The following is a 23,556-nucleotide window of genomic DNA, read 5'->3' on the forward strand; positions in this document are numbered from 1 at the left end:
GGAACCCATCATGAAACTGAGCGAATACGTCGATTACGATGCCGTCGGACTGGCCCGGCTGCTCGCGCGCGGCGACGTCGGCGCGGCCGAGCTGGCTCGCACGGCCGGCGAAGCGATCGAAGCGGTCAATCCCGCCGTCAATGCGGTGGTCGAGCACTGGCCCGCCGACACCGCGGGGCCCACGGCCGCCCCCGGCAGCGGTCCGCTCGCGGGCGTGCCGTTCCTGATCAAGGATCTGGCGCTGCCGATGGCGGGCAAGCGGATGGAGCTCGGTTCGCGGTTGGCGGCAGGACTCGTGTCGCCGTCGGATTCGATGCTGATGCAACGCCTGCGGGCGGCCGGCCTCGTGACGCTCGGCCGCACCGCCACGCCGGAGATGGCGTTCAGCACCGCGACCGAATCGGTGCAACAAGGCGCCACGCGCAATCCGTGGAACCCCGCCTTCAGCGCGGGCGGCTCCAGCGGCGGAGCGGCAGCCGCCGTCGCCGCCGGCATCGTGCCGCTCGCCCACGCGACCGACGCGGCCGGATCGATCCGGGTGCCGGCGGCCTTCACCGGCCTCTTCGGGCTGAAACCGACGCGCGGCCGGGTTTCCAACGGGCCGGGGCTCGACGAAGTCTTCGCCGGGCTTGGCGTGCAAGGCGGCTTGAGCCGCACGGTGCGCGACAGCGCCGCGCTGCTCGACGCGATGCACGGCACGGCGGCAGGCGAGCCGTATCACACGAGCGCGCCGGCCCGCGCGTTCCTGTCCGAGGTAGGCCGCGATCCGGGACGGCTGCGCATCGGTCTGATGCTGCAACCGTTCAACGGCGCGCGCGCCGCGCCGGCGATGACGCAGGCGGCGTCGGATACGGCCGGTCATCTGGAAAAGCTGGGCCACGCTATCGAACCGATGACGCCCGAACTCGGCGTGTCATGGGAAGCGTTCGTGCACGCCAACGCGCGGATATGGTGCGCCACGATCGTGGGCTGGATCGACGGCGTCGCCGCCGCGACCGGCAGGCCGGTTGACGGCAGCACGCTGGAGCCCGCTACGCTCGCCGCATACCGCTACGGCAAGCAGGTCACCGGGCCGGACTTCGCAGACGCGCTGACGGTGCGCAATGCGATGACGCGCAGCACGGCCGACTGGTTCCGGCGCGTCGACGTGCTGCTGTCGCCGACGATGCCGGCTCCGCCGGAAGCGCTCGGCAGCTATTACGCCGGCGCGGAACGGATGGACGGCCTGCAATGGACCGAACGCCTGTTCCGCCACTCGCCGTATACGCCGGCCTTCAACGTGGCGGGGCTGCCGGCCATGTCGGTGCCGCTCTTCCACGACGAGGCGGCTGGCCTGCCGATCGGCGTGCAGTTCGGCGCCGGCTTCGCGCAGGAAGCGACGCTGCTGCGTCTCGCCGGGCAGCTCGAGCAAACCCTGCCGTGGCGGCACCGCCGGCCGGCGGTGTGGGCCGGCTCCCGCACGGCCTGAGCCGATACGGCCGGCTCGCCTGCGTCGTTCGTCGGCCGCGCCCGTCGACGCCGTAGATCAGCGAGCGATGCGCGCCCGCTGCCGCCGGCACGGTCGCCGCCTCCGGCGCGATGCAATCAGCGCCCGTCGCCCGACAAACGCCGGAAAAGCGCTTCGTAATCGATCACGAGCCCGTCGCGATCGACTTCCAGTTGCGCGGTGAAGCCGCTCGCCACGCTTTCGTAGCGATGGACGCGATCCGGCTCGATGCATCGGTACGCCTGCTGCATGCGGCTGACGGTCAGATCGGGGATCGATAGATAGACGACGTCGATCAGCCGCCGCTCGTCGCGCGCAAGCCCCAGGCGGCGGATCGGCAGCGTGTTCGTGTATGGCGTCGCCGCGATGTCGACGTCGATGCATCCGTCGAGCGCCGCGAGCGGCTCGTCCTCCGCGTTGCGCCAGCGGCCCTCGCCATCGCCGCGCAACTCGAGCGTGCCGCCGCCCATCATCTTGACGACCATGTGCTTCGCCCGCCAGCGCTCGTCGCAAACGACGCGATAGGCAAGACCATACGCGAGCCCCTCGTTCCGCCCGACGACCACGCTCTCGGCGACGCTGCCGCGCGCGTGTCGCTCGAACGCGAGATGCTCGATTCCGTCGTGTTCGAGCGACACCCAGCGCACCTGTCGCATCGTTCTTCTCATCGGTCGCCTCCGTTCGATTTCGGGCGTTGTGCAAGCACGCATGATCGAGCATGCACGCGGCCGTCATCACGTGAATCTCGCGCCGCGCGGCTCCCGCCTTCGACAACGCGCGCACCGATGCCACTTCACGTCGTCGCGCCGCCGTCGTGCCGCTCGGCGGCGGCCGTTTCGTCGGCGCGCGCCACTGCCCGCGCGTAAAGCGCCGCGGCGTCGAATCCGCTCAAGTCGAGGCCGAAACGCTCGCGCACGCAGGCCGTCCAGGCGCCGGCATCCGTCAGCCGGATCGTTTGCGCCGCGCCGTCCGTCGTTCGCAGCGTCAGCGCATCGTTGAAAAGCAGCGCGCGCGCATCCGGCAGGATTCGGCACACGACGAAATCATGCGTGAAGAACGAATCGGGATGCCGCGACGTATACCAGTTCGCGACCTCGTAATCGATCCACTCGACGGGCTTCAGCGAAAAACGATACAGCGGATGCCAGCCGTTCGGCGTCTCGCACTCGATCTCGAGCTCGCCCGCAACAGGTGCGTCGACGACGCGAAACGTGCCGTGCGGCGTCGGCTGCGCGACGTTCGGGACACAGCGCAGCGGCGCAGTCGGCGTCGTCGAGCCGAAGCCGACGTCGGCAAACCATGTGTCGCCATCCAGATCGATCCGCAGCAGCATGTGCGTCTGCGGCGTCGACTGTTCCGGCGGACGCTGCCAGCGCACGCGTGCGATCAGCGGCGTCACGCGAAAGCCGAGCTGCACGAGCACCGCGTAAAAGAGCTTGTTCTGCTCGAAGCAGTAACCGCCGCGACGCTGCTCGACCAGCTTGTCGACGATCGATTCGAGATCGAGCGCGACGCGCGCGCCGGTGAACGGATTGAGATTCTCGAATGGAATCGACTGCGGATGCAGCCGTTGCAGTTGGCGAAGGACATCGAGCGTCGGCTCCGCGGGACCGCGATAGCCGATGCGGGCGAAATAACGGGAAAGATCGACTGCGTCGCGCATAGGGGCAAACTGATGGTGACGGAACGCCACCATAGCATTGCGCGGATAACCTCATTCGACGCAAGGAAAAGCGCGCGCCGGCGAACGCGGCGGCGCGCGCACCGGCCAAGCGCGTTACGGCAGCAGCTTGAGCGCCGAGGATGCGACGGACGGCACCGAAATCCCGTGGCTCATCGCGTACTGCACGGCAGCGCCGAGCGTGCCGCCGATCGACTGGAGCTGGCTCGGCGCGTTCTGCGCGATGTACGACGCGGCCCTCAGATTGTTCGGGTCAAGCCCCGATTGCAACAGCGAAGCCGGATTCGACGCGCCCAGATTCCCGAGCCCCGACTGCAATTGAGAATACTGCGTGACGCCTTCGCCGAGCGACGCGAGGCCCCGCGTGAAGGCCGCCTTGTCGACGCCCGCGCCCGATGCGGCGCCGCTCGCGCCGCCCGACGCGAACGCCTGCGTCAGCGCCTGCGCGACCGATTGTTGCGCGCCGCCGACCTGCGACAGCGCGCCGGGCGTCAGCGCGCTCGCGCCGCCGCCGGTCAACAGGCCCGCGGCGTGCTGCGCCTGCCCGGCCGCGCCCGTGAGCCCCATCGCCGATGCGAGGCTCGCCTGCCCCGCGAGCACCTGCTGGTTCGCGCCGACGTACGACTGCAGCACCTGTGCCATGCCGGATGCGCTCGCCTGCTGCGCCGCGCCGCCGCCGAGCAGCGATGCGCCGAGGCTTTGCAGATCGACTTGCGCGAATGCGGCGCCGCTCGCCAATACGCTGCCTGCGCAACAGACGAGCGCGGCTCGCCTGGCGAAGCGATTGATCGTTTTCATCGACACTCCCTGTGAATTCTGCCGTGCGAAATTGTCGAGGCGAGCACACGGCGAATGCAATCACGGATACATATCGAAACGTATTGACAGGCTTCGTTGCGGATACGCGCATGAGAGCGACGATGGGGCGGAAAGCTTCGGCCGAAGCGACGATCGCCCCTTTCCTTCGAAGACCTTATCGAAGCCAATACGACGGTTTTCCGTCATTCGTTCAATCGGGCATCGCAAAAACTTCAATCGACGAATTGACCAATCGCATCAAATTACCTAGGTTAACCACGTCGACACGCTAAAAATTTTATTATGGATACCTCAACAAAAGATGCCGAAGCGATCGCCGCGAAACTCGTCAACGATATCTCGCCTCATCCGCCTCAGTGGGTCATCGATCTGTACGCGGCAACGCTCGTGCAAAGGCATGGCTTCGCGCGGACAGGCGATGAAATCAGGCAGGCGCAAAAGGCGTTTTTCGAATCCAGGCAGGCGATCATCTCGGCACTATCGACGTACCGATCCCGTTCCGGCTGACCCGAACGGAAACCGGAGCCGGGCGACTGCGATCGATCGGCTTCCGACTAACGCCGCCCGTTCGCATTCGGGAATGCGGGCGAACCCGGCGCGGCGCCCGCTCGGCCGCGCCGACGGCGCCGGGCCGATCGCCCCGCGCATGCCGCCGTTGCTTCGTCAGCCGGCCGCCGCGATGCCGGACCGGCGAAACGCGCTGTCGAGATCGGCGATCAGATCCTCCTCGTGCTCGAGCCCGATCGACACGCGAATCAATCCTTCCGACACGCCCGCCGCCTTGCGCGCCGCCTCCGGCACGCCGGAGTGCGTCGTCGACGCCGGATGGCAGATCAACGATTCGGTGCCGCCAAGGCTCACCGCGGACTTGAACAGATGCAATGCGTTGATGAACCGGAACGCTTCGGCGCGGCCGCCGTTCAGCACGAACGCGAACGTCGAGCCGGCGCCAGTGCATTGCCGCTCGTACACGGCCCGATAAGCATCGTCGGCGATCAGCTCCGGGTGATACACGTCGACCTTCTGATACGAATTCGTCGCGAGCCACTTCGCGACCGCCGACGCGGTGCGCGCCGCCTGCTTCATCCGCAGCACGACCGTTTCCATCGAACGGATCAGCATCCACGACGAATGCGGATCGAGCTGCGAGCCGAACGCGCTGCGCACCGCGCGGACCTTCGCGACGAGATCCCGCCGCCCCGTCACGCCGCCCCCGACGAGATCGCTGTGGCCGCCGACGTACTTGGTCAGCGAGTACACCGACATGTCGACGCCGTGCTCGCTCGGCTTCTGGAAGATCGGCCCGAGCAGCGTGTTGTCGCACACCGAAATCGGACGATAGCCGTGGCGCGCTTCGAACGCATCGAGCTCGCGGCGCATGCCGTCGAGATCGATCAGCGCGTTCGTCGGATTCGCCGGCGTCTCGACGTAGCAGAGCCGCACGGGCCCCTGCTGCGCGGCGGCCTCGAGCGCCGCGCCGATCGCTTGCGGCGACAGACCGTTGTCGATCGGATGCGCGCCGACGCCCCATTCGCGGAAGTATTTCGCGATCAGCGTTTCCGTGCCGCCGTACAGCGGCACCGATTGCACCAGTTGATCGCCCGGCCGCAGGAACGCGAGAAAGATCGCGCTGATCGCCGACATCCCGCTCGACGTGACGACGGCCGCGTCGGAGCCGTCGAGCAGCGCGAGGCGATCCTCGACGATCTCGAGATTCGGATGATTGAAGCGGCTGTAGACGAGGCCCGCCGCTTCGCCTTGCGGCAGCGGCTTGCGGCCCGACACGACGTCGAAGAAATCGGCGCCGTCCTCGGCCGAGCGGAATGCGAACGTCGACGTGAGGAACACCGGGGGCTTCACTGCGCCTTCGGACAAAAACGGATCGAATCCGTACGACATCATCTGCGTTTCCGGATGCAGCGGGCGGCCGTCGATGTCCTTCCTGTGATAGCTCGAATATGTCATGCGGTGGCTCCTTTGTACGATGGATGCGATTCCGTCCGCCGGCATGCGGCAAGCCGCGCGGCGCCGATCGCCAATCGACTCAGTGTAAAAAAGCTAGCAGGAAATATGCTTTCCATTTCATTTCCGCACGCCCCTATAATCAAAAGAATCTTTCCTCTTTCATTCCTTCCATAAAAAGGCGATCGGCATGAAGCTCGACGAAACAGATCTGAAGATTCTGAAGATCCTGCAGGACAATGGGCGCCTCAGCAACGCGGAGCTGGCCGATCGCGTCGCGCTGTCGGCGGCGCCGTGCTGGAAGCGCCTGCGCCGGCTCGAAGCCGACGGCTTCATCTCGGGCTATCAGGCGATCCTCGATCGGCGCGCGCTCGGCTACGAGATCGTCGCGTTCGTCAACATTTCGCTCGACAGCCATACCGAGAAAACCTGCCGCGCGTTCGAGGCGGGCGTGATGGCGATGGCAGAAGTGGTCGCGTGCCACAACACGACCGGCCAGCACGACTATCTCGTGCAAATCGTCGCGAAGAATTTCGATACGTTCTCGAGCTTCGTGCTGAATCGGCTCCGGTCGCTGCCGGGCGTGAAGGAGCTGCTCAGCACGATCTCGATGCGCGAATTGAAATCGACAAGCCGGCTGCCCGCTGGCGAATTGAGAACAGCGAAGTAAGTTACGTCGATCTGACGCATCGGCCGGCGTCAATTATTTTGCACCGCAAAACAATTGCCCGACTCGATCCAGCCTTGGTACGCACGCAACCGGCGCGCCTATTCGATACGTGCGCCGGATAGCGCGGGCGGGCGCGCATTCACCCAGTCCCGCTCCTTTTCGTATGCATGCGCAAGCTGCAGCACCGCGAGGTCGTCGCGCGGCCGGCCGATCAGTTGCATGCCCATCGGCAACCCCGCCGCACCGAACCCGACCGACACGCTGATCGCGGGGCAGCCGGCGAGCGTCCACGGCACGACTGTTTCCATCCAGCGATGATATGTGTCCATCGCGCGCCCGGCGATCGCCTGCGGCCAGCGAAGGTGGACGTCGAACGGGAAGACCTGCGCGGTCGGCGCGGCAATGTAGTCGTAGCGCTCGAAGAACGTCGTCAGCGCCCGATACCATGCGCTGCGCGCCGCGCTCGCATCGTAGATGTCGGCCGCACCGAGCGCGAACAGGCCCTCCGCTTCGTAGATCGCTTCCGGCTTCAGTTGCGTGCGCCGCAACGGCTCGCGGTAAAGCGTCAGCAGATTCCCACCCGAAAGCAGATGACGGTGCGCGAGCCACGTCTGCCAGATCCGTTCCGGAGAGAACGCCGGCAGCGCCGCATCGACGTCGCAGCCGATCGCGCGCAACGCATCGAAGCTCGCCTCGCACAGCTCGAGCACGCCCGGTTCCATCGCGAGATAGCCGTTCCAGTCGCCAACCCACGCGATTCGCTTGCCCCGCAAGTCGGCCTCGAGCGACTGCGCGAAGCGCAGCGGATCCTCGGCGAGCGACAGCGGATCGCGCCGGTCATAGCCCGCCTGGATCGCAAGCAGTTGCGCGACGTCGACGACCGTGCGCCCCATCGGCCCTTCGGTGCCAAGCTGCTGGACGAACACGTCGACGCTCGGCCAGCGCGGCACGCGTCCTTGCGACGGCCGAAAGCCGTAGACATTGCAGAACGCGGCCGGATTGCGCAGCGAGCCGCCGAAGTCGCTGCCGTCGGCAACCGGCAGCATCCTCGCCGCGAGCGCGGCCGCCGCGCCGCCGCTGCTGCCGCCCGCGCTCTTCGATAGATCGTACGGATTGCGCGTCACGCCATAGACTTCGTTGAACGTGTGCGAGCCCAGCCCGAACTCCGGCGTGTTCGTCTTGCCGATGAACACCGCGCCCGCCGCGCGCATCCGCTCGACGACGATCGCATCTGCCGTCGGCGTCATCGTGCGAAAGATCGGCGAGCCGAGCGTCGTCACGATGCCCTTCGTCATCGCAAGATCCTTCGGCGCCTGCGGCATGCCGTGCAGCCAGCCCGCATACTCGCCGCGCGCGAGCGCCGCGTCCTTCTGCGCGGCCTCGGCAAGCAGCGCATCCGGCTCGCGCAACGCGACGATCGCATTGACATCGCCGTTCACTCGCCCGATGTGCGTGAGATATGCGCGCATCGTCTCGACGCACGATACGTCCTTGCGCCGGATCGCCGCGGCGAGCGCGTGCGCGGGCATGTCGACGAGCGGATCGAGCGGCATGGACGGTGAGCGGGGCGATGGAGAAATGCGTTCGGACATGCAGGGCTCCGTGCGAACAGGTGGGCCGGCCGGCGGCAAAGCGCCCCACCGCACGCCGGCGCGCCGGCGCGCCGCCTGTGGCGGGGATGTCGACGATTATATAAACGCAACGGATCGCGCTGCGACACTACCGCGATTTCGCGCCGCGCATGCCGCACCGCAACAAATCAACGAAGCAATCCGGCTACCGATTCAATCGGCGTACCGCGCTCGCGGCGTCGGCGCCGCAATGAACGAAGCCGCGCGTGACGACGCGCCGCGTCGCCGCCCCCGTGACATGCGCCGGACATCGAAGCCGGCGTCGCTACGCGAGCCATCCGAAGGCCCGGATTCGTCACCAATCGACCCGTCCCTTTATGCGCATAAATTTATATTTCTTATATTTTTTATAAGGTGAGGCCGGGAAGAACGTTTACGACATTTTTATGCCGCCCCCGAATTTCTTTAGACCGCACCGACACTGGCGAGACTAGCCTACTGTCATCGCGTTACCGAACAGGTTTTCCCATGCTCAAACTCCTGGTTCCCGTCGGCCATTCGCAGCGTTCACTGCAGGCCGTGCGGCACGCCGTCTTTCTGTATCACGAGCGATGTGCATCCGAAGTCGTGCTTGTCAACGTGCAGCCCCCACTCGAATCCACCCGCCTCGAAGCCTTCCACTCGCTCGCGAAGCTCCGCCAGATCGAGCATGATTTTTCGGAAAGCGAACTCACCCAAGCCATCGGCATCCTCAAGGACGCCAACGTCAAATATTCGGTCGCGATGAAAGTCGGTCCGATCGCCGACACGATCGCCGCGTGCGCGACCGAGAACGGCTGCGACGAGATCGTCGTCGTCGCGCCGCGCCGCGATCCCGTCCACGCGCTCGCCCATTTCTTCCATCGCAGCATCCTCGATCGCCTCGTGCGCATCGCAAGCGTGCCCGTCACCGCCGTGCGCTGAAATCGCACGCCGATGCTCGCCGCAACTCGCGAACGGGCCGGCCCGCGCATCGAACGGCCGTCCGTCGTACTCAGCGCCCGCGCAAAACGCGCAGGTGCCGCGATGGGCGCTGAGGCAGGCGTCAATGCGGCCGACATAGCCGACACAGCCGGCGTCGCAGCCGGCTTGAGCCGCGCCCGCCGCGAGACTAGCGCCGCTCGCCGGCGACGTCGATCCTGACGCGCCGGTCCGGCGCGAGACACGCGATCGCCTCGGCCGACCGTCCGGCGGGGCAGCCACTGCTGACCGGATCGGCCTTGCCTAGCCCTTGCGCGACGATCAGATCGCCGGGCAGGCCGCGCGTCGTCAGGTACGCGCGGATCGTTTCGGCCCGCGCGAGCGACAGTTGCCGGTTGTATGTGTCGGTGCCGAGCCGGTCGGTATAGCCTGTGACCCGCACCGAGCGGATGTGCTGGTATTGCTGCTGCAGCGCGGCCGCGATCCGGTCCAGCTCCGCGCGACCGGCCGGCAGCAGGTCGCGCAGCGCCGATTTGTCGAACGGAAACAGCAGTGGGTAATCGAGCGTGAACTGCTTCACGTCGCCGCCCGGCGGCGCCTGCACGGCGGGCACCGGCTTCGGGCCGTCAGCAAGCGCCTTGCACGCCGGCTCCTTCCAGTACGTCGACTTCACGCGATAGTGGTCGTCATACTGGATCTGGTACTGGCACGTCACGACGTCGCTCGCCCCCGGGCCCGTGCGGAAATTGAACACGTAGTTCCACACATGCACGCCGACAATGCCCTCGCTGAAATGCGGCTCACCGATCAGCGCATAGACCTGGTTCTTGTCGAGACCGGGCCCGATCTGGCGCAGGTTCTCGGCATTCACGAACGTGCCTTCCTTCAGCCAAGCGCTGTCGCGCGCCGGAAACCCGACCGAGCCGTCCGGCGCGGTCGTCGGCGCCATCCCGCATCCCGCCAGCAGCGCCCCGCAGATCCCGGCGGCCGCCACATATTTCGATATCCTGTTCATTTTCATATTGGATTCCTTATCGTCTCAGCGGCCGGACGTACGCCGGCCGTTGCACGCGACTCGCGTCACCACTGTCACCACTGATAGCCGGCCCCGAGCACCGCGCCCGTCCCGCCGCGCGTGCTGGTCGTGAGCGCCCCCTTGTACAGCCACTTGCCGTTCTCGGCAATCGTCGATACGCCGAGCGCGAAGCCTTGTTGCCCCTGCCACGTCGAGCCCGCGAGCGCGACCATGCTCTTGCCCGGCGCGGTCGGCTGCGGCAAGCCGGCCACCGCCATCGCCGCCGCCACGCCGCCGTTCATCTCGCGCCGCAGATGGTCGACCTTCTGATCCGTGTACTGATTCGCCTGGCTGAGCGCATTGCCGATGCCGCTGTTCAACTGGTTCACGTTCACCGCATCGGTGCCGTTCACACCCGGCGCGACATTCGAGATCGTCCGCTCGTTGCCGGCCGAGCCGACCGACACCGTGTTCGGCGCGCTCGCAACCGAATGGGCGCCGAGCGCGACCGAGTTGTTGCCGGACGCCGACGCACCGTCGCCGATCGCGACGCTGTTCGCGCCGGACGCGACACTGCCGCTGCCCGCGGCGGTCGAGCCGATGCCGCTCGCCACCGGCGGCGTATAGGTCGACGGGTTGCCCGTGATCCACTGGCCCGACACGGTCTGCCCGGAGTTGTTGCCGTTGTTCCCCGAGTTCGACCCGTTCGTGATGTTCTGGATCGACTGGTTCAACTGCGCAATCGCGCCTTGCAGTTGGCCGACGTTCACCGCGTCCGTCGCCTGCGTGCCCGCCGCGACGTTGGTGATCTGGCGCAGCGATCCTTCGAGGCCGACCGATACCGCGCCGAATGCGGTCGTGAAGCTGCCGCCCGTGATCGGATCGGTGTACGTGCCGGCCGCGCGATTCGCGACCGACCCGGCGCCGAGCGCGACGCCGCCCGCGGCATTGACCGACGCGTTCGCGCCGAGCGCGAGCGAGCGGCCACCCGTCGCTTGCGCGCCGCTGCCGAGCGCGACGTCGCCGGCGACCGCCGGGTTGCCGCTCACGCCCGCCGTCGCGTTCGTGCCTTCGGCGATCGAGTCGTTGCCGTAGGCGAGCGCGGCCGGGCCGACCGCGACGCTGTCCGCGCCCGCCGCCGTCGAATCGGCCAAAGTCGAATTCGCGTGGAAGTACTTGATCCCGCCGCCGTTCACCGCGCTGTCGATCGTGCTCGCAACCGCATACAACTGGCTGCCGTTGACGGCGTCCGTCGACGTCGGCGTGATGCGCCCCGCCGCGACGTTCGTGATCTGGCGTTCGGCGCCGGGCGCGCCGACGCTGACGACGCTCGTCGGATTCGCGCCGGCAAAACCGGACAGCGTCAATTGACCGCCCGACGTCGTCGTGATCGTCGCGCTGCCGGTCGGGTTCGCCGCCGCGACCGCCGCGCCGTTGCCGAGCGCGACCGAGCCGTCGAGTCCCGAGCCGATCCGCACGTTGTTGCCGAGCACGAACGCGTTGTTCGCGTTGATCGTGTTGTTGTTGCCGAACGAATACGAGCCCGTGCCCGTAACTGTCGACGGATCGCCGAACGCGCCGGCGTTCGCGCCCGACACGACGTTGCCCGTGCCGATGCTGATCGACTGGCTGCCCGTCGCCTGCGCGCCGGAACCGACCGCGATTGCGTTGATGCCGCTCGCGCTCGCATAGCCGGACAGTGCGGTCGCGTCGTTGACGCTCGTCGCGCCGCCGATCGCCACCGCGCCCTGCGCGGTTGCTTCGGCGCCGCCGCCCACCGCGACCGCGCCCGCACCCGACGCCTTCGAATACGAGCCGAGCGCATTCGCGTAATAGGCGGACGACGCGGCGCCCTCGCCCAGCGCCACCGCGCCGCTCGCCGTCGCGACCGTGTAACCGCCGAACGCATTCGGCGCGGACACATGCAGCGGATCGCTGTTGTCGCCCTGCGCGAGCGCGCCCGCGCCGATCGCGATCGTGCCGATGTCTTCGCGGCCGGGGATCGACTGCCCCGTGTCCTTCAGCGCCTGCGCGTTCGTGCCGATCGCGATGCTGAAGTCCGGCAGCGCCCGCGCGCTGGCGCCGATCGCGGTGCCGCCGTCGCCGGCCGCTTCCGAATAGGCGCCGAGCGCGGTGCCGATGCGCCCCTGCGCCGTCGCGTGATCGCCGTAGGCCGAGCTGCCCTCGCCGTTCGCATACGCGTAGTTGCCGACCGCCGTGCCGTACAGCAGCGTGCCCGCGCTGAAGGCCGGGTTGTAGAACGCCCACGGGCCGGTATTGCTGCCGGGGCCAGCATAGGCGTTATAGCCCGCCGCATAGCTGACCTGCGCCGCGGCGTCAGTCGCCATCCAGCCCATCGCCGCGCTCACCGACAGCGACATCAGGCCGAGCTTCACCCACGACGGGCGCGACCGGCGGGAAGCCGCAACATGTGCGGCGACGCCAGGCGCCGCCCTGGCGACTCGCGTCGTCGAACCCTTGGCATTCGATCCGGAAAATTCGGAAACCGCAATCAATTGGCCTCGCACCCGACTCCAGACAACATTGTAGATTTTGTTCACTCAATATCCCCTGTGATTTCAATTCGCACGGGCCGTCAGCAGGGTCATTTCCGAGTGCGCAGTCCGCAGGACGTCGCCGTCGAATACGAAATCATGCATTGCGATTAAATGTCAAAATCATTTATACGATTTCCGGGACATCAATCGCGAACCCCAATCACGCCTCGCAGGCAGGGATATTAATAACTTTCCACCTTGGCAAACCTCAAATACTCAAAAACAGTAATCCATCGAACACTGACGAAAGAATGTGAAAAATGTAATCCAGACAACATTGCCTGAAATGCAATATAAGCGGATTCCTATTCATCAATAAATTTTTTAAACCGGCCATTAATAAATCCAGAAAACACGACTTATCGAATGCGCGCGGAGACACGCCGATGGCCAGCCGGCGCGGAACCGCCGGACGCATCGGCCGGCGTGCTCGATGCCGCCGTCCGGCCGCTTTCGGATGCACGCGCAAAAAAGCCCGGAATATCCGGGCTTTTTCTGCTGCACTACTGCCAAACGTTGCGAAAGCGCCGCGCTATGCCTCGAGTTTTTCGAGCACCTGCCCTTTCGTCTCGATGCCGACGAAGTGCACGGTCAGCGCAGCAATGAGCGGCACCACCGCGAGCAAGTAGAACGCCGGGCTCAGATCGCCGCCGACGATCGCGCGCGGCACCGCCATCGGCGCGACGAACGACGCGATCTTCAGCCACGCGCTGCCGAGTCCGCAGCCGGCCGCGCGGATGCTCGTCGGATACTGCTCGGGCGTGTACACATAGGACGTGATGAAGCCCGACGCCATCAGGCCGAGAGCGAACGAGCAGAACGTCGCGACCACGTACACCGACGACGCGTGAAAGAGCCCCGCGAACACGAGCGACAGCGCGCAAAGCACGAACGACCATACGATCACCGGCTTGCGGCCGACCACGTCGACGGCAAGCGCCGACACGAGCGAGCCCACGACGCCCATCACCGAGCCGATCACCGCAAGGTTCAACGCGAGCTGCAGCGGCGCGTGATAGAAGTTCTTGTAAATCGTCGGCAGCCAGGTCGACAGCCCGTACTGGATGAATCCACACGTCGCCCACAGCGTCGCGACCGCGAGCGTGCGCTTCAGATACGCGGGCCCGAACAGGTCGATCATCCGGCGCTTCGGATGGCTGCGCACGAGCGCGTCGAACTCGCTCGCATGCGCGACGGGCGGCAGCGGCTCCTTCGCCGCGGATTCGAACGCATGCAGCGCGTGCCCCGCTTCGTCGAGCCGCCCGCGCGACGCGAGCCAGCGCGGCGATTCCGGCACGAGCCGCGCAAGCACGAGCGCGAGCACGAGCGGCATCCCGCCGATGAAATACATCACCTCCCAGCCGAAGCGCGGCACGAGCCATGCGCCGAGCGCCATCGACGCGAGCAGGCCGATCGGAAACACGATCTCGTACAGCAGCACGAAGCGCCCGCGGCCGTGCGCGCGCGTGATTTCGTTGATGTAGGTCGCGGCGACCGGCAGCTCGCCGCCGAGGCCAAGCCCCTGCACGATCCGCAGCAGCACGAATGCTTCGAACGTCGAAGCGAATCCGCACGCGATGCTCGTCACGCCGATCACGGCCGAGCTCCACGCGATCGCGCGCACGCGGCCGTGCTTCTCCGCAAGCGCCGGGAACAGGAACGCACCGAGCAACTGGCCGATCGCGCCGGACGCGATCAGCATCCCGACCTGATTCGGCGACAGCCCCCACTTGTGGATCAGGAGCGGCAGCGTCGCCGCGATCGTGATCACGTCGAAGCCGTCGAAGAAGGTCGCGGCGCCGATCAGCACGCGTGCGCGGATCTGCATCGCGTTCGCGGGCAGCCGCTCGAGGCGCGCGATGATCGCGCCGGGTGTCGCGGCGCTCGCCGCCGTGTCGGCCGCGGGCGCGCCCGCGATCGCGGTTTCCAGTGTGCTCATGCGTGGGTTCTCCTCCATGTCGTCGTTCTCGTGGTCAGGCAAGCGCCTTCGTCGCGTCCGTCAGCGCGGCGACGTCGATTGCGCGCCCCTGATTCATCCATTTGCGCGCGAGCTTCAGGTCGCGCGCCGAGTTGATCGCGATCACGCCGCGCAGCGCGCCGTCCGTCACGAAGAACAGCGTCGCGCGTTTCGCGGCGATGTCGCCGCGCACGACGCGCTGCGCGTCGGCGGGCAGATCGCCGAGGATCTGCAGGTTCACGTCGTATTGATCGGACCAGAACCACGGAATCTCCGCATACGGCGCACGCACGCCAAGCACCGCCTTCGCGGCCGCGATTGCCTGGTTCTGCGCGTTCGCCCACGATTCGAGCCGCACGCGGCGCTTGAGCCACGCGTTCGGATGGTTCGCGACGTCGCCGCACGCGAAGATCGCCGGATCGCTCGTCGCTCCGTATTCGTCGACGACGATGCCGTCGTCGACGTGCAAGCCCGCTTCGGTCGCGAGCGACGTATTGAGCGCGAGGCCGACTCCCGCGACCGCGAAATCCGCGTCGACGGTCGCGCCGCCGGCGAGCGTCGCGCGTACGCGATTCGCGTCGTCCGGATGCGCGCCGAGCGACGCGAGCGACGCGTTCAGCCGCACGTCGACGCCGTTCGCGCGATGCAGATCGAGCAGGAAATCGGACACCTCGCCCGGCACCGAGCGCGCGCAAAGCCGCGGCGCACCCTCCACGACGACCGCGTCTACGCCGAGCTTGCGCGCGGTGGCCGCGACTTCCAGCCCGATCCAGCCGCCGCCGATCACGAGCACGCGGCGGCTCGCGCGCAGCCGCTCGCCGAGCGCGACTGCCTCGTCGAGCGTGCGCAGGTAGTGAAGATGAGGCGTCCCGACGATCGCATCCGGCAGACGTCGCGACGCGCCGCCCGTCGCGATCACGAGCCGGTCGTATTCGATCTCTCGGCCCGATGCGGTGCGCACGATGCGCCGCGCGCGATCGATCGACGCCGCGCGTTCGGGCTGCCACGCTTCGATGCCGAGCGCGCCGAATTCGTCCGGCTGCACGACGCGCACGGTCGAGATGTCGGCATCGCCCGCGAGCACCGCCTTCGACAGCGGAGGCCGCTCGTACGGCGGATGCGCTTCGTCCGCGATCATCACGATGCGTCCGGCGAAGCCCTCGCCGCGCAGCGTCTTCACCACCCAGCCCGCCGCCTGCCCGCCGCCGATCACGACGACGGTGCGCGGCGCGGCACCCGCGTCGGCGTTCGCATGCTCAGTCATCGTTGCGCTCCGTCATGAACCTGCCTTCCGGCGCCTGCGCGTTCTTCTGCCGGCGCGTATTGCCATCTAGGCCGCCGTCGATCGCCCACTCGGCGAACACGGTCGGGCCCGGCTCGAACTCGCGCGGCTGCCACGCGGGCGTCAGCATGTCCTCGTCCGCGTAATACTCGATGAGGCCGCCCGCCGGATTGCGGAAGTACCAGAAGTACGCGGACGACACCGGGTGCCGCCCCGGCCCGAGCTGCGTCTCCCAGCCGCAGCGGCTCACGTGCATCCCGCCGCCGAACACTTCGTGGATGTCGCGCACCGTGAACGCGACGTGGTTCAGGCCGCGCTTGGCCGTAGGCAGCGCGAGCAGGAACAGGTCGTGATGGCCGCCGTGCGGCGCGCAGCGCATGAACGCGCCGCGGCCGGGGTAGCGATCCGACGTCTCGAAGCCGAGCAGCTCGTGATAGAACGCCTCCTGCTCGGCGAGCCGGTTCGTGAAGAACACGACGTGGCCGACCTCGATCGGCTCCGCATGCTCGTAGATCGCGGCTGGCTGGTCGACGCGCAGCGTCTCGCCCCACACGTTCGGCAGCGAGCCCTTCACGTCGACCTGGCGCCTGCGCGTCACTTCGATGCGGATCGCCATGCCGTTCGGATCGATGCAGCCGATCGCGTCGTCGGTCTCGTAGTGGCCCGGCTGGCCCGCGAGCCGGCCGCGCAGCGCGTCGAGCTCCGCCCGCGCGCCGACGCCCCACGTGACCTCGCGCAACGTCGGGCCTTCCTCGAACGCGGGCGGCAGCGACGGATCGCGCGCGTCGACGACGCGCACCGTGCAGCCATTCATCGTCTCGAAGCTCACGTATGCTTCGCCGCGCGCGACTTCGTTGAGGCCCCAGTCCGCGAAGAAACGGCGGCACGTCGCGAGATCGGTCACGCCGTAGGTAATCTGTTCGATGCCGAGAATGCTCATGCGATGATCCTTTCCGTCAGTTCCGTCAGTTCCGTCAGTTCCGTCAGTTCCGTCAGTTCCGTCAGTTCCGTCAGTTCCGTCAGTTCCGTCAGTTCCGTCAGTTCGCCCACGGCAGCGGCGAATCGTTCAAGCCCCAGTAGAGGCTCTTCTGCTGCATGTACTCGCGAATCCCGAGGCTGCCCTTCTCGCGCCCCATCCCGCTTTCCTTGCGGCCCGAAAACGGCGTCGAGATCGAGAACTGCTTGTACGTGTTGATCCACACGGTGCCCGCGTCGAGCGCGCGCGCGACGCGCCATGCGCGCTTGTAGTCGCGCGTCCAGATGCCGGCCGCAAGCCCGAACACGCTGTCGTTCGCTTCGGCGACGAGCGCCGCCTCGTCGTCGAACGGCAGCGCGACGAGCACCGGCCCGAAGATTTCTTCCCGGCAAATGCGGGCCCGGTTCGACAGGCCGTCGAGAATCGTCGGCAGATAGAAGAAGCCCGCGTCGCGGCCTTCGCCCGTCGGCCGCTCGCCGCCGCACAGCACGCGGCCGCCTTCGTCGCGGCCGAGCGCGACGTAGCGCTCGACCGTGCCGCGATGCTGCGCGGTGATGAGCGGACCCATCTGCGTGCGCTCGCTCGCCGGATCGCCGACGCGCAGCTTGCGCGCCGCGTCGACGAGGCGCGCGACAAACGCGTCGTAGATCGCGCGCTGGACGAACACGCGCGAGCCCGCGATGCACGATTCGCCCGACGAGCTGAAGATCCCGAACAGCACGCCGTTGACCGCGTGATCGAGATCGGCGTCGTCGAACACGATCGTCGGCGACTTGCCGCCCAGCTCGAGCGACAGCGGCATCAGCTTCTCGGCCGCGAGCCGCGCGATCCCGCGGCCGACTTCGGTGCCGCCCGTGAACGACACCTTCTTCACGAGCGGATCGCGCACGAGCGCGTCGCCGATCACCGAGCCCTTGCCCGGCAGCACCGAGATCACGCCGGGCGGCACGCCCGCTTGCTCGCATAGGCGCGCGAGCGCGAGCGACGCGAGCGGCGTCACCTCGGCCGGCTTCAGCACGACCGCGTTGCCCGCCGCGAGCGCGGGGCCGAGCTTCTGCGCGTCGGACGCGATCGGCGAATTCCACGGCGTGATCGCCGCGACGACGCCGAGCGGCTCGTGCACGCTCATCGACAGATAGTCGCCGCGCGATGGCGTCAGCGCGTCGTCAAGCGTCTCCGCGCACGCGGCGAAATAGCGGAACGTGTTCGCCGCGCTCGCGACGAGCGCGCGCGTCTCGCTGATCGGCTTGCCGTTGTCGCGCCGCTGCAACTGCGCGAGCGCCTCGTGATTCGCGTGAATCAGATCGGCGATCCGGTGCAGCACGCCCGCGCGCTGATGCGGCTTCAGGCCCGACCAGTTCGCGCGGCGCCACGCGGCGTCGGCCACCTCGACCGCCTCGCGCGCGTCGGCCGCGTCGGCCATGTGAATCTCGGTGTTGAGCGAGCCGTCGGCCGGATAGAAGTTCGGCGTCGTCGCGCCGCGGCCGCGGCGCCACTCGCCGCCAATCAGGATGTCGCCCGACGGCACGAGCGATGAGTCGAATGCAGTCACGATGGTTGTCCTGACGTTGAGCAGTTCAGATCACGCAGCGCGACGCGCGGTTGCGCAGCGCGCGAATCGCGCTGAACGCCGTCAGCGCGGACGTCTTCGGGTTGTCCGGCAGCGGCTTGCCGCTCATCTCGATCGACATCTCGCCGAACGCGCCGCGCGCGACGATCCGGTGCACGTTGCGCGTAACGGCCGGATCGGCGATCAGGCGCACCTTCGTCGCGTCGAGGCCGACGCCCGCGAGCGCAACCGTCGCCGCGACGTTCGCGTTCTTCGGATAGCGCCGCGCCGCGTCGCGCGCGCTTCCTTCGAAGATCGTCTGCTCGGCCGTCATCGCGCGCAGATCGCAGATCGCCTCGGCCGGCGTGCCGAGCCAGCCGAGCGGCGGCTTGCGGCCGATGTACAGCACCTCGTCGAGGCCGCCCTGCTTCGCGGCCGCGAGCGCGTCGATGCCGCCGATCGCGCCCGACAGCAGCGTGAGCGTCGCGCCGCCTTCGTCGGCCGCGTCCGACAGCGCGCCGAGCAGCGCGAGGTCCGACAGCGCGCCGATCGATGCGACCGCGCAATCCGTGCCCGCCTTCAACAGCGGCACGACGTGGTCGGCAAGCGCGCCGTGCCCCGCGCACTCGAGCGCGAATTGCGGACGGTACGCGAGCGCGTCGACGGAGGACACGACGTCGACGCGCTCGCCGAGCGCGCCGCGCACCGCATCGCACTGATGCTCGGGCACGATCACGTGCGCGACGCGCAGCGCCGCGTCGTGCTCGACCGCGCGATAGACGGCCTCGCCGATCGCGCCGAAGCCGATCATCGCGACGTCGACGGGAGCGTGAGCGTTACGCATACTGGCGCTCCGCGGGCGTGTCCTTCTTGACGGGTGGGCCGGCGAACGCGGTCGCGAACGCGCCGACCGACAGCATGTCGACCTCGACGAGCACCGGGCCTTCGTGCGCGAGCCCTTCGCGAACGATGCGCTGCGCGTCGTCGAGCGACGTGAGTCGGTGATGCGCGAGCTTCAGGCTCGCGCAGAACTGCGCGAAATCCGGCTGATGCAGATCGACGTAGCAGCGGCGGCCGCCGTACTGCGCGTCCTGGATGTTGCGGATCACGCCGTAGCACTGGTCGTTCATCAGCACGATCATCACGTTCGCGTTCTCCTGCACGGCGGTCGCGAGCTCACCGACGTTCACCATCAGGCCGCCGTCGCCGACGAGGCACACCGTCTTCGCCGCCGCGCCCGCCAGCGCCGCGCCGATCGCCATCTGCATCCCCTGGCCGATTCCGCCGCCCAGCGCATGCACGCCCGCGCGCGGCTCGAAGATCCTGAGCAGGCGGTTGCCCCACGTGCTGTTCGAGATCGTCACGTCGCGCACCCAGTTGTAGTCGCGGCCGAGCGCCTGCTGCAGCGTGTCGACGAGGCGCTTGTACGGGCCGAGCCCCTTGCCGACGTCCTCGACGGCCGCCTCGCGCGCGGCCGCGAGATCGCCGGCGAAGCGCGGATCGGCGGCGAGCTTGCCTTCGAGCCGGTCCGCGAGCTCGGCGAGCACGCGCTTCGCGTCGCCGTGCACGAACAGGTCGTTGCGATAGCCGCGGTTGTCGGCGAGCGCGTCGGCATCGACGCGGAACAGCGGGCTCGGCAACGCGAGCTTGTACTTCAGCGTCTCGTTGCCGCGCAGCCGCGAGCCGACGACGACCACCGCGTCGCACGTCTTGTAGAAGCGCTCGACGGCCGCGTGCACGTTGAACGCGCCGAGCGTCGCCGGATGATCCTCGGGCAGCACGCCGCGGCCCTGCACGCTCGTGACCACGCCGAAGCCGAGTGCGACGAGCCGCTCGACTTCCGCGCGTGCGTGCCGCGCGCCGCCGCCGAGCCACAGCAGCGGCCGGCGCGCGCTCGCCAGACGCTCGGCGAGCTGCGCGACGCGCGCGCTGTCGTGCTCGCGTACCGCGACGTGCGGCGGCGCGAGGTCGTCCGGCCACTCGATCTCGGCCGCCTGGATGTCGATCGGAATCTCGACCGACACGGGGCCGCTCGGCGCGGTCATCGCGACACGCACTGCCTCGCGGATCGTCGGCAGCACGGATTCGACCGTGCGCACGCGATACGCGGCTTTCGAAATCGCATTGAGCATCGACAGTTGATCGGGCGCCTCGTGGATGTACGCGAGATCCTGATCGAGGTACGGCGTCTCGATCTGCCCGGTGACGTGCACGAGCGGGGTGCCGGCCGTCAGCGCCTCGACCATCGCGCCCGCCGCGTTGCCCGCCGCGGTGCCCGTGCTCGTGAACGCGACGCCGAGCCCGCCCGACACGCGCGCGAGGCCGTCGGCCATGTTGACGGCGCCCGCCTCGCCGCGCGCGCCGACATAGCGGATCTTGCCGCGCGTGTGGATCGCGTCGAGGATCGGCATGTTGTGAATCGAGATCACGCCGAAGGCGGTCTTCACGCCGCATTGTTCGAGGAAGGCGGCAATCAGCTCGCCGACCGTGGTCGTGGTTTTGTTAGACATGGCGTGCAAAGCCTCCTGATACGTCGATATGGCTGCCCGTCGTGTACGACGACAGATTCGTTGCGAGATAAAAGAGCGCCCACGCGGCCTCGTCGGGCCGGCCGAAGCGCGCAAGCGGAAGGTTCTTCTTCGCGGCGAGCGCGGCCGTCCACGCTTCCCACGATTCGCCCGGCGCGGCCTGCGCGTGGTAGCGCCGCCGCCACTGCCCCGATTCGACGACGCCGATCAGGATCGAGTTGACGCGGATGCGCTCGGGCGCGAGCTCGTTCGCGAGCGATTTGACGAGGCTCAGCACGCCCGCGCGCGCCGACGATGTCGCGACCATGTGCGGCTCCGGCTGCAGCGCGAGCAGCGAATTCACGCAGGTGATCGCCGGCGCGGCCGACGCGCGCAGCAGCGGCAGGAACGCGCGTGTCGGGCGGATGATGCTGAAGTACTTCAGATCGAGTTCGTCGCGCCACGCGTCGTCCGTCGTGTCCGCGAACGTCGACACGCGGCCTTGGCCCGCGTTGTTGACGAGCATGTCGGCGCCGCCGAAGCGCTCGGCCACGGCCTGCGCGAACGCAGTCACGTCGGCTTCGTCGAGCACGTCGCAGCGCGCGGCGAGCACGCGCTCGCTCGGGAACTGCTGCGCGAGCCGCGCATGCGCGCTCGCGAGCCGTTCGTCGCTGCGCCCGCATATCGCGACCGACGCGCCCGCGCGCAGAAAAAGCTCGGCGCAAGCGTAGCCGATGCCGGACGAGCCGCCCGTCACCACGGCGACCTGCCCGCTCAAATCGATCTGGATCATCGCAATCCCAATGCCTTCAAATAGGTGTTTTCGTCGTCGGCCCGGTAGTTGAGCCGCCGCGACAGTCCGTCCGCCGCGCGCACGACCTTCTCGATCAGCCCGTCGGCGACGAGCGCCGCATCGATCTCCGGCCGCGGCACCGTCACCGTGACGACCGCGACGATCCGGCTCGCCTCGTTGCGCACGGGCGCCGTGACGACCGAGATATCGCGCTCGAACGCCGAGTTGCCGATGCCGTAGCCGCGCCGCGCATCGGCGCGAATCACGTCGAAGAGCGCGTCGACAGTCTCGGGCGTCGCCTTCGTCACGCGTTCGAGCTCCCGCTCCGGATACAGCGCGCGCAACTCGGCGAGCGACAGGTCGCCCATCAGCACGTGGCCGTGCGTCGTCGCGTGCGCGGGCAGGCGCGTGCCGACGTTCACCCGCACCGAGCCGAACGCGTGCCCCGCGTTCTGCGCCTTCGCGACGAACACCACGTCGCGGCCGTCGCGAATCACGATGTGCGCCGTGAAGCCCGTCGCATCGCGCAAGCCTTCTATCACCGGCAAGCCGAGATCAGTCAGCTCGAGCGAGCTCAGGTATTCGAAGCCGAGGCGCAACACCGCGACGCCGAGGCGATAATTGCGATCCTTGTCCGCGCGCTCGAGAAAGCCGAGTGACTCGAGCGTCTGCAGCAGACGGAACACCGTCGTGCGCGGAATGCCGAGCCGCTTCGACAGCTCCGGCGCGCCGAGCACCGGCTCGCGCGGCGAGAACTCGGCCAGGACGCGCAGCCCGCGCTCGAGCCCCGGTACTACGTAGTTCGAATCATTCTTCGCGTTGTCGGCGTCTTTCAGCAGCGGTTCGCTCATGTCGCGCCTCGCGATCCGTCGCATTGACGGCAAAAAGCGTCGATCAACGCGCTGTACGCATCGGGCGCTTCAACGTAGCCGGCATGGCCCGCACGGGGAATCACCTGCAGCCCAACACGCGCCGCGCGCGCAATCCGCTCGCATGCGGCGGGCGGCGTGATCGCGTCGTCGCCGCCGACGGCGACCGCGACGCGGCCGCGGTAATGGACGAGATCGGACGCGAGATCCGCGTTCGCGAGCAGATGCGTCGCCTGCGCATAGCCGGCGGGCGCGATGCGCGCCATGTTCCAGTGCACCCACGCGCGCGCCGTGTCGCTCGCATGCGCGGACAACATGTTTGCGCTGCGCTCGTCGGCGAGCCCTTGCGGGCCGAGCGACGCGAGCAGTGCGAGACGGCTGTCGCGCCGCTCGGCCCGCACGTCGGCGGGCGCGCCGCCGTAGCCGCCGGCAGGAGAAATCAGCAGCAATCCCGCAAGCCGCTCGCTCGCGATCCGCGCGAACGCGCCGGCGACGATCGCGCCGAGCGAATGGCCGACGAGCACGCAGCGCTCGATGCGCAGCGCGTCGAGCCACGCGGCGAGCGACGCCGCGTAGTCGGCCGCGACAGGCGAGCCGGCCGCGACGCGTGACGATGCGCCATAGCCTGGCGCGTCCCACGCGAGCGCGCGACGCGTCGCGCCGAGCGCGTCGAGCTGGTGCACCCACGACGCCGCACCCGATCCGATCCCGTGCAGCAGCACGACGGGATCGCGCCCGGCTTGCTCAGTGCGCTCGCCGTACGATTCGCCCGCCTCGCGGTAGCCGATCGTGCCCGCGTCGCCCGCCGCCGCGTGTCGCTCAGCGAAGCGTTCGAGCAGCGCGGCGAAAGGCATCGCGCTCGCGCCGGCTGTCGTCGTGGAAATCGCGCTCATCGTCGTCG

21 protein-coding genes are annotated in these 23,556 nt (G+C 68.1%); 5 read left to right on the forward strand and 16 right to left on the reverse strand.

The features are described 5' to 3' along the window. Positions 1-10 precede the first annotated feature (10 nt). Positions 11-1,468: an amidase gene (locus WS92_RS09830; RefSeq protein WP_059930309.1), complete on the forward strand. Its 1,458-nt coding sequence runs from the start codon at positions 11-13 to the stop codon at positions 1,466-1,468. A gap of 116 nt (positions 1,469-1,584) precedes the next feature. Here the strand turns inward: WS92_RS09830 and WS92_RS09835 are convergent, their stop codons facing one another. From WS92_RS09835 to WS92_RS09845, 3 genes are all read right to left on the reverse strand, one after another. Then, positions 1,585-2,142, reverse strand: a complete 558-nt coding sequence (locus WS92_RS09835; RefSeq protein ID WP_059930018.1) for a putative glycolipid-binding domain-containing protein — start codon at positions 2,140-2,142, stop codon at positions 1,585-1,587. Between the two features lie 137 nt (positions 2,143-2,279). Next, positions 2,280-3,149, reverse strand: a complete 870-nt coding sequence (locus WS92_RS09840) for an arylamine N-acetyltransferase family protein (RefSeq protein ID WP_015603046.1) — start codon at positions 3,147-3,149, stop codon at positions 2,280-2,282. 114 nt (positions 3,150-3,263) lie between these two features. After that, positions 3,264-3,965 (reverse strand): hypothetical protein, encoded by a 702-nt coding sequence (locus tag WS92_RS09845; protein WP_059930020.1) that lies wholly within the window; start codon positions 3,963-3,965, stop codon positions 3,264-3,266. 303 nt (positions 3,966-4,268) lie between these two features. On the opposite strand from WS92_RS09845, the gene WS92_RS09850 reads away from it, so the two are divergent. Further along, the gene (locus WS92_RS09850) at positions 4,269-4,493 is read left to right on the forward strand and encodes a hypothetical protein (protein ID WP_009914845.1); all 225 of its coding nucleotides are present in this window, start codon (positions 4,269-4,271) and stop codon (positions 4,491-4,493) included. 156 nt (positions 4,494-4,649) lie between these two features. Here the strand turns inward: WS92_RS09850 and WS92_RS09855 are convergent, their stop codons facing one another. Further along, on the reverse strand, positions 4,650-5,951 hold the full coding sequence (locus WS92_RS09855) for a cystathionine gamma-synthase family protein (protein WP_015603766.1): 1,302 nt from the start codon (positions 5,949-5,951) through the stop codon (positions 4,650-4,652). Between WS92_RS09855 and WS92_RS37150 the strand changes: the two genes are divergently transcribed. Beyond that, positions 5,931-6,125, forward strand: coding sequence for a hypothetical protein (locus WS92_RS37150; protein WP_082743564.1), 195 nt, complete (start codon positions 5,931-5,933; stop codon positions 6,123-6,125). The genes WS92_RS09855 and WS92_RS37150 overlap by 21 nt on opposite strands. A gap of 13 nt (positions 6,126-6,138) precedes the next feature. Then, positions 6,139-6,618 (forward strand): Lrp/AsnC family transcriptional regulator, encoded by a 480-nt coding sequence (locus tag WS92_RS09860; RefSeq protein WP_006027410.1) that lies wholly within the window; start codon positions 6,139-6,141, stop codon positions 6,616-6,618. Between the two features lie 98 nt (positions 6,619-6,716). On the opposite strand, the gene WS92_RS09865 is transcribed toward WS92_RS09860, so the two are convergent. Next, positions 6,717-8,210: an amidase gene (locus WS92_RS09865; protein WP_082743565.1), complete on the reverse strand. Its 1,494-nt coding sequence runs from the start codon at positions 8,208-8,210 to the stop codon at positions 6,717-6,719. 507 nt (positions 8,211-8,717) lie between these two features. On the opposite strand from WS92_RS09865, the gene WS92_RS09870 reads away from it, so the two are divergent. Continuing rightward, on the forward strand, positions 8,718-9,152 hold the full coding sequence (locus WS92_RS09870) for a universal stress protein (RefSeq protein WP_009914843.1): 435 nt from the start codon (positions 8,718-8,720) through the stop codon (positions 9,150-9,152). Between the two features lie 187 nt (positions 9,153-9,339). On the opposite strand, the gene WS92_RS09875 is transcribed toward WS92_RS09870, so the two are convergent. From WS92_RS09875 to WS92_RS09925, 11 genes are all read right to left on the reverse strand, one after another. Further along, a complete protein-coding gene (locus WS92_RS09875) occupies positions 9,340-10,170 on the reverse strand; it encodes an OmpA family protein (protein WP_015604134.1) in 831 nt (276 codons plus the stop codon). Positions 10,171-10,238: 68 nt separating this feature from the next. Beyond that, entirely contained in the window at positions 10,239-12,692 is a 2,454-nt protein-coding gene (locus WS92_RS09880; RefSeq protein ID WP_051139229.1) for a YadA family autotransporter adhesin, read from the reverse strand. Between the two features lie 562 nt (positions 12,693-13,254). Beyond that, a complete protein-coding gene (locus WS92_RS09885) occupies positions 13,255-14,661 on the reverse strand; it encodes an MFS transporter (RefSeq protein ID WP_059930311.1) in 1,407 nt (468 codons plus the stop codon). A gap of 34 nt (positions 14,662-14,695) precedes the next feature. Further along, on the reverse strand, positions 14,696-15,943 hold the full coding sequence (locus WS92_RS09890) for an NAD(P)/FAD-dependent oxidoreductase (RefSeq protein WP_059930024.1): 1,248 nt from the start codon (positions 15,941-15,943) through the stop codon (positions 14,696-14,698). Next, complete coding sequence (locus WS92_RS09895; RefSeq protein WP_059930026.1) at positions 15,936-16,901, reverse strand: VOC family protein; 966 nt, start codon at positions 16,899-16,901, stop codon at positions 15,936-15,938. Before WS92_RS09895 ends, WS92_RS09890 begins: the two co-directional genes overlap by 8 nt. A gap of 97 nt (positions 16,902-16,998) precedes the next feature. Continuing rightward, positions 16,999-18,489: an aldehyde dehydrogenase gene (locus WS92_RS09900; RefSeq protein WP_059930028.1), complete on the reverse strand. Its 1,491-nt coding sequence runs from the start codon at positions 18,487-18,489 to the stop codon at positions 16,999-17,001. Positions 18,490-18,514: 25 nt separating this feature from the next. Next, the gene (locus WS92_RS09905) at positions 18,515-19,330 is read right to left on the reverse strand and encodes an aspartate dehydrogenase (protein ID WP_059930030.1); all 816 of its coding nucleotides are present in this window, start codon (positions 19,328-19,330) and stop codon (positions 18,515-18,517) included. Further along, positions 19,323-20,996, reverse strand: coding sequence for a thiamine pyrophosphate-binding protein (locus WS92_RS09910; protein ID WP_059930032.1), 1,674 nt, complete (start codon positions 20,994-20,996; stop codon positions 19,323-19,325). Before WS92_RS09910 ends, WS92_RS09905 begins: the two co-directional genes overlap by 8 nt. Then, complete coding sequence (locus WS92_RS09915) at positions 20,989-21,786, reverse strand: SDR family oxidoreductase (protein WP_059930035.1); 798 nt, start codon at positions 21,784-21,786, stop codon at positions 20,989-20,991. The genes WS92_RS09910 and WS92_RS09915 overlap by 8 nt, the downstream gene beginning before the upstream one ends. Next, positions 21,783-22,637 carry an IclR family transcriptional regulator gene (locus WS92_RS09920; RefSeq protein WP_059930313.1) on the reverse strand — a complete coding sequence of 285 codons (855 nt, stop codon included), beginning with the start codon at positions 22,635-22,637 and terminating at the stop codon, positions 21,783-21,785. The genes WS92_RS09915 and WS92_RS09920 overlap by 4 nt, the downstream gene beginning before the upstream one ends. Then, a complete protein-coding gene (locus tag WS92_RS09925) occupies positions 22,634-23,548 on the reverse strand; it encodes an alpha/beta fold hydrolase (RefSeq protein ID WP_059930037.1) in 915 nt (304 codons plus the stop codon). The genes WS92_RS09920 and WS92_RS09925 overlap by 4 nt, the downstream gene beginning before the upstream one ends. Positions 23,549-23,556: the final 8 nt, after the last annotated feature.

Origin of the sequence: Burkholderia sp. MSMB1588 (genome assembly GCF_001546925.1) — a bacterium.
GTDB lineage: Bacteria > Pseudomonadota > Gammaproteobacteria > Burkholderiales > Burkholderiaceae > Burkholderia > Burkholderia humptydooensis.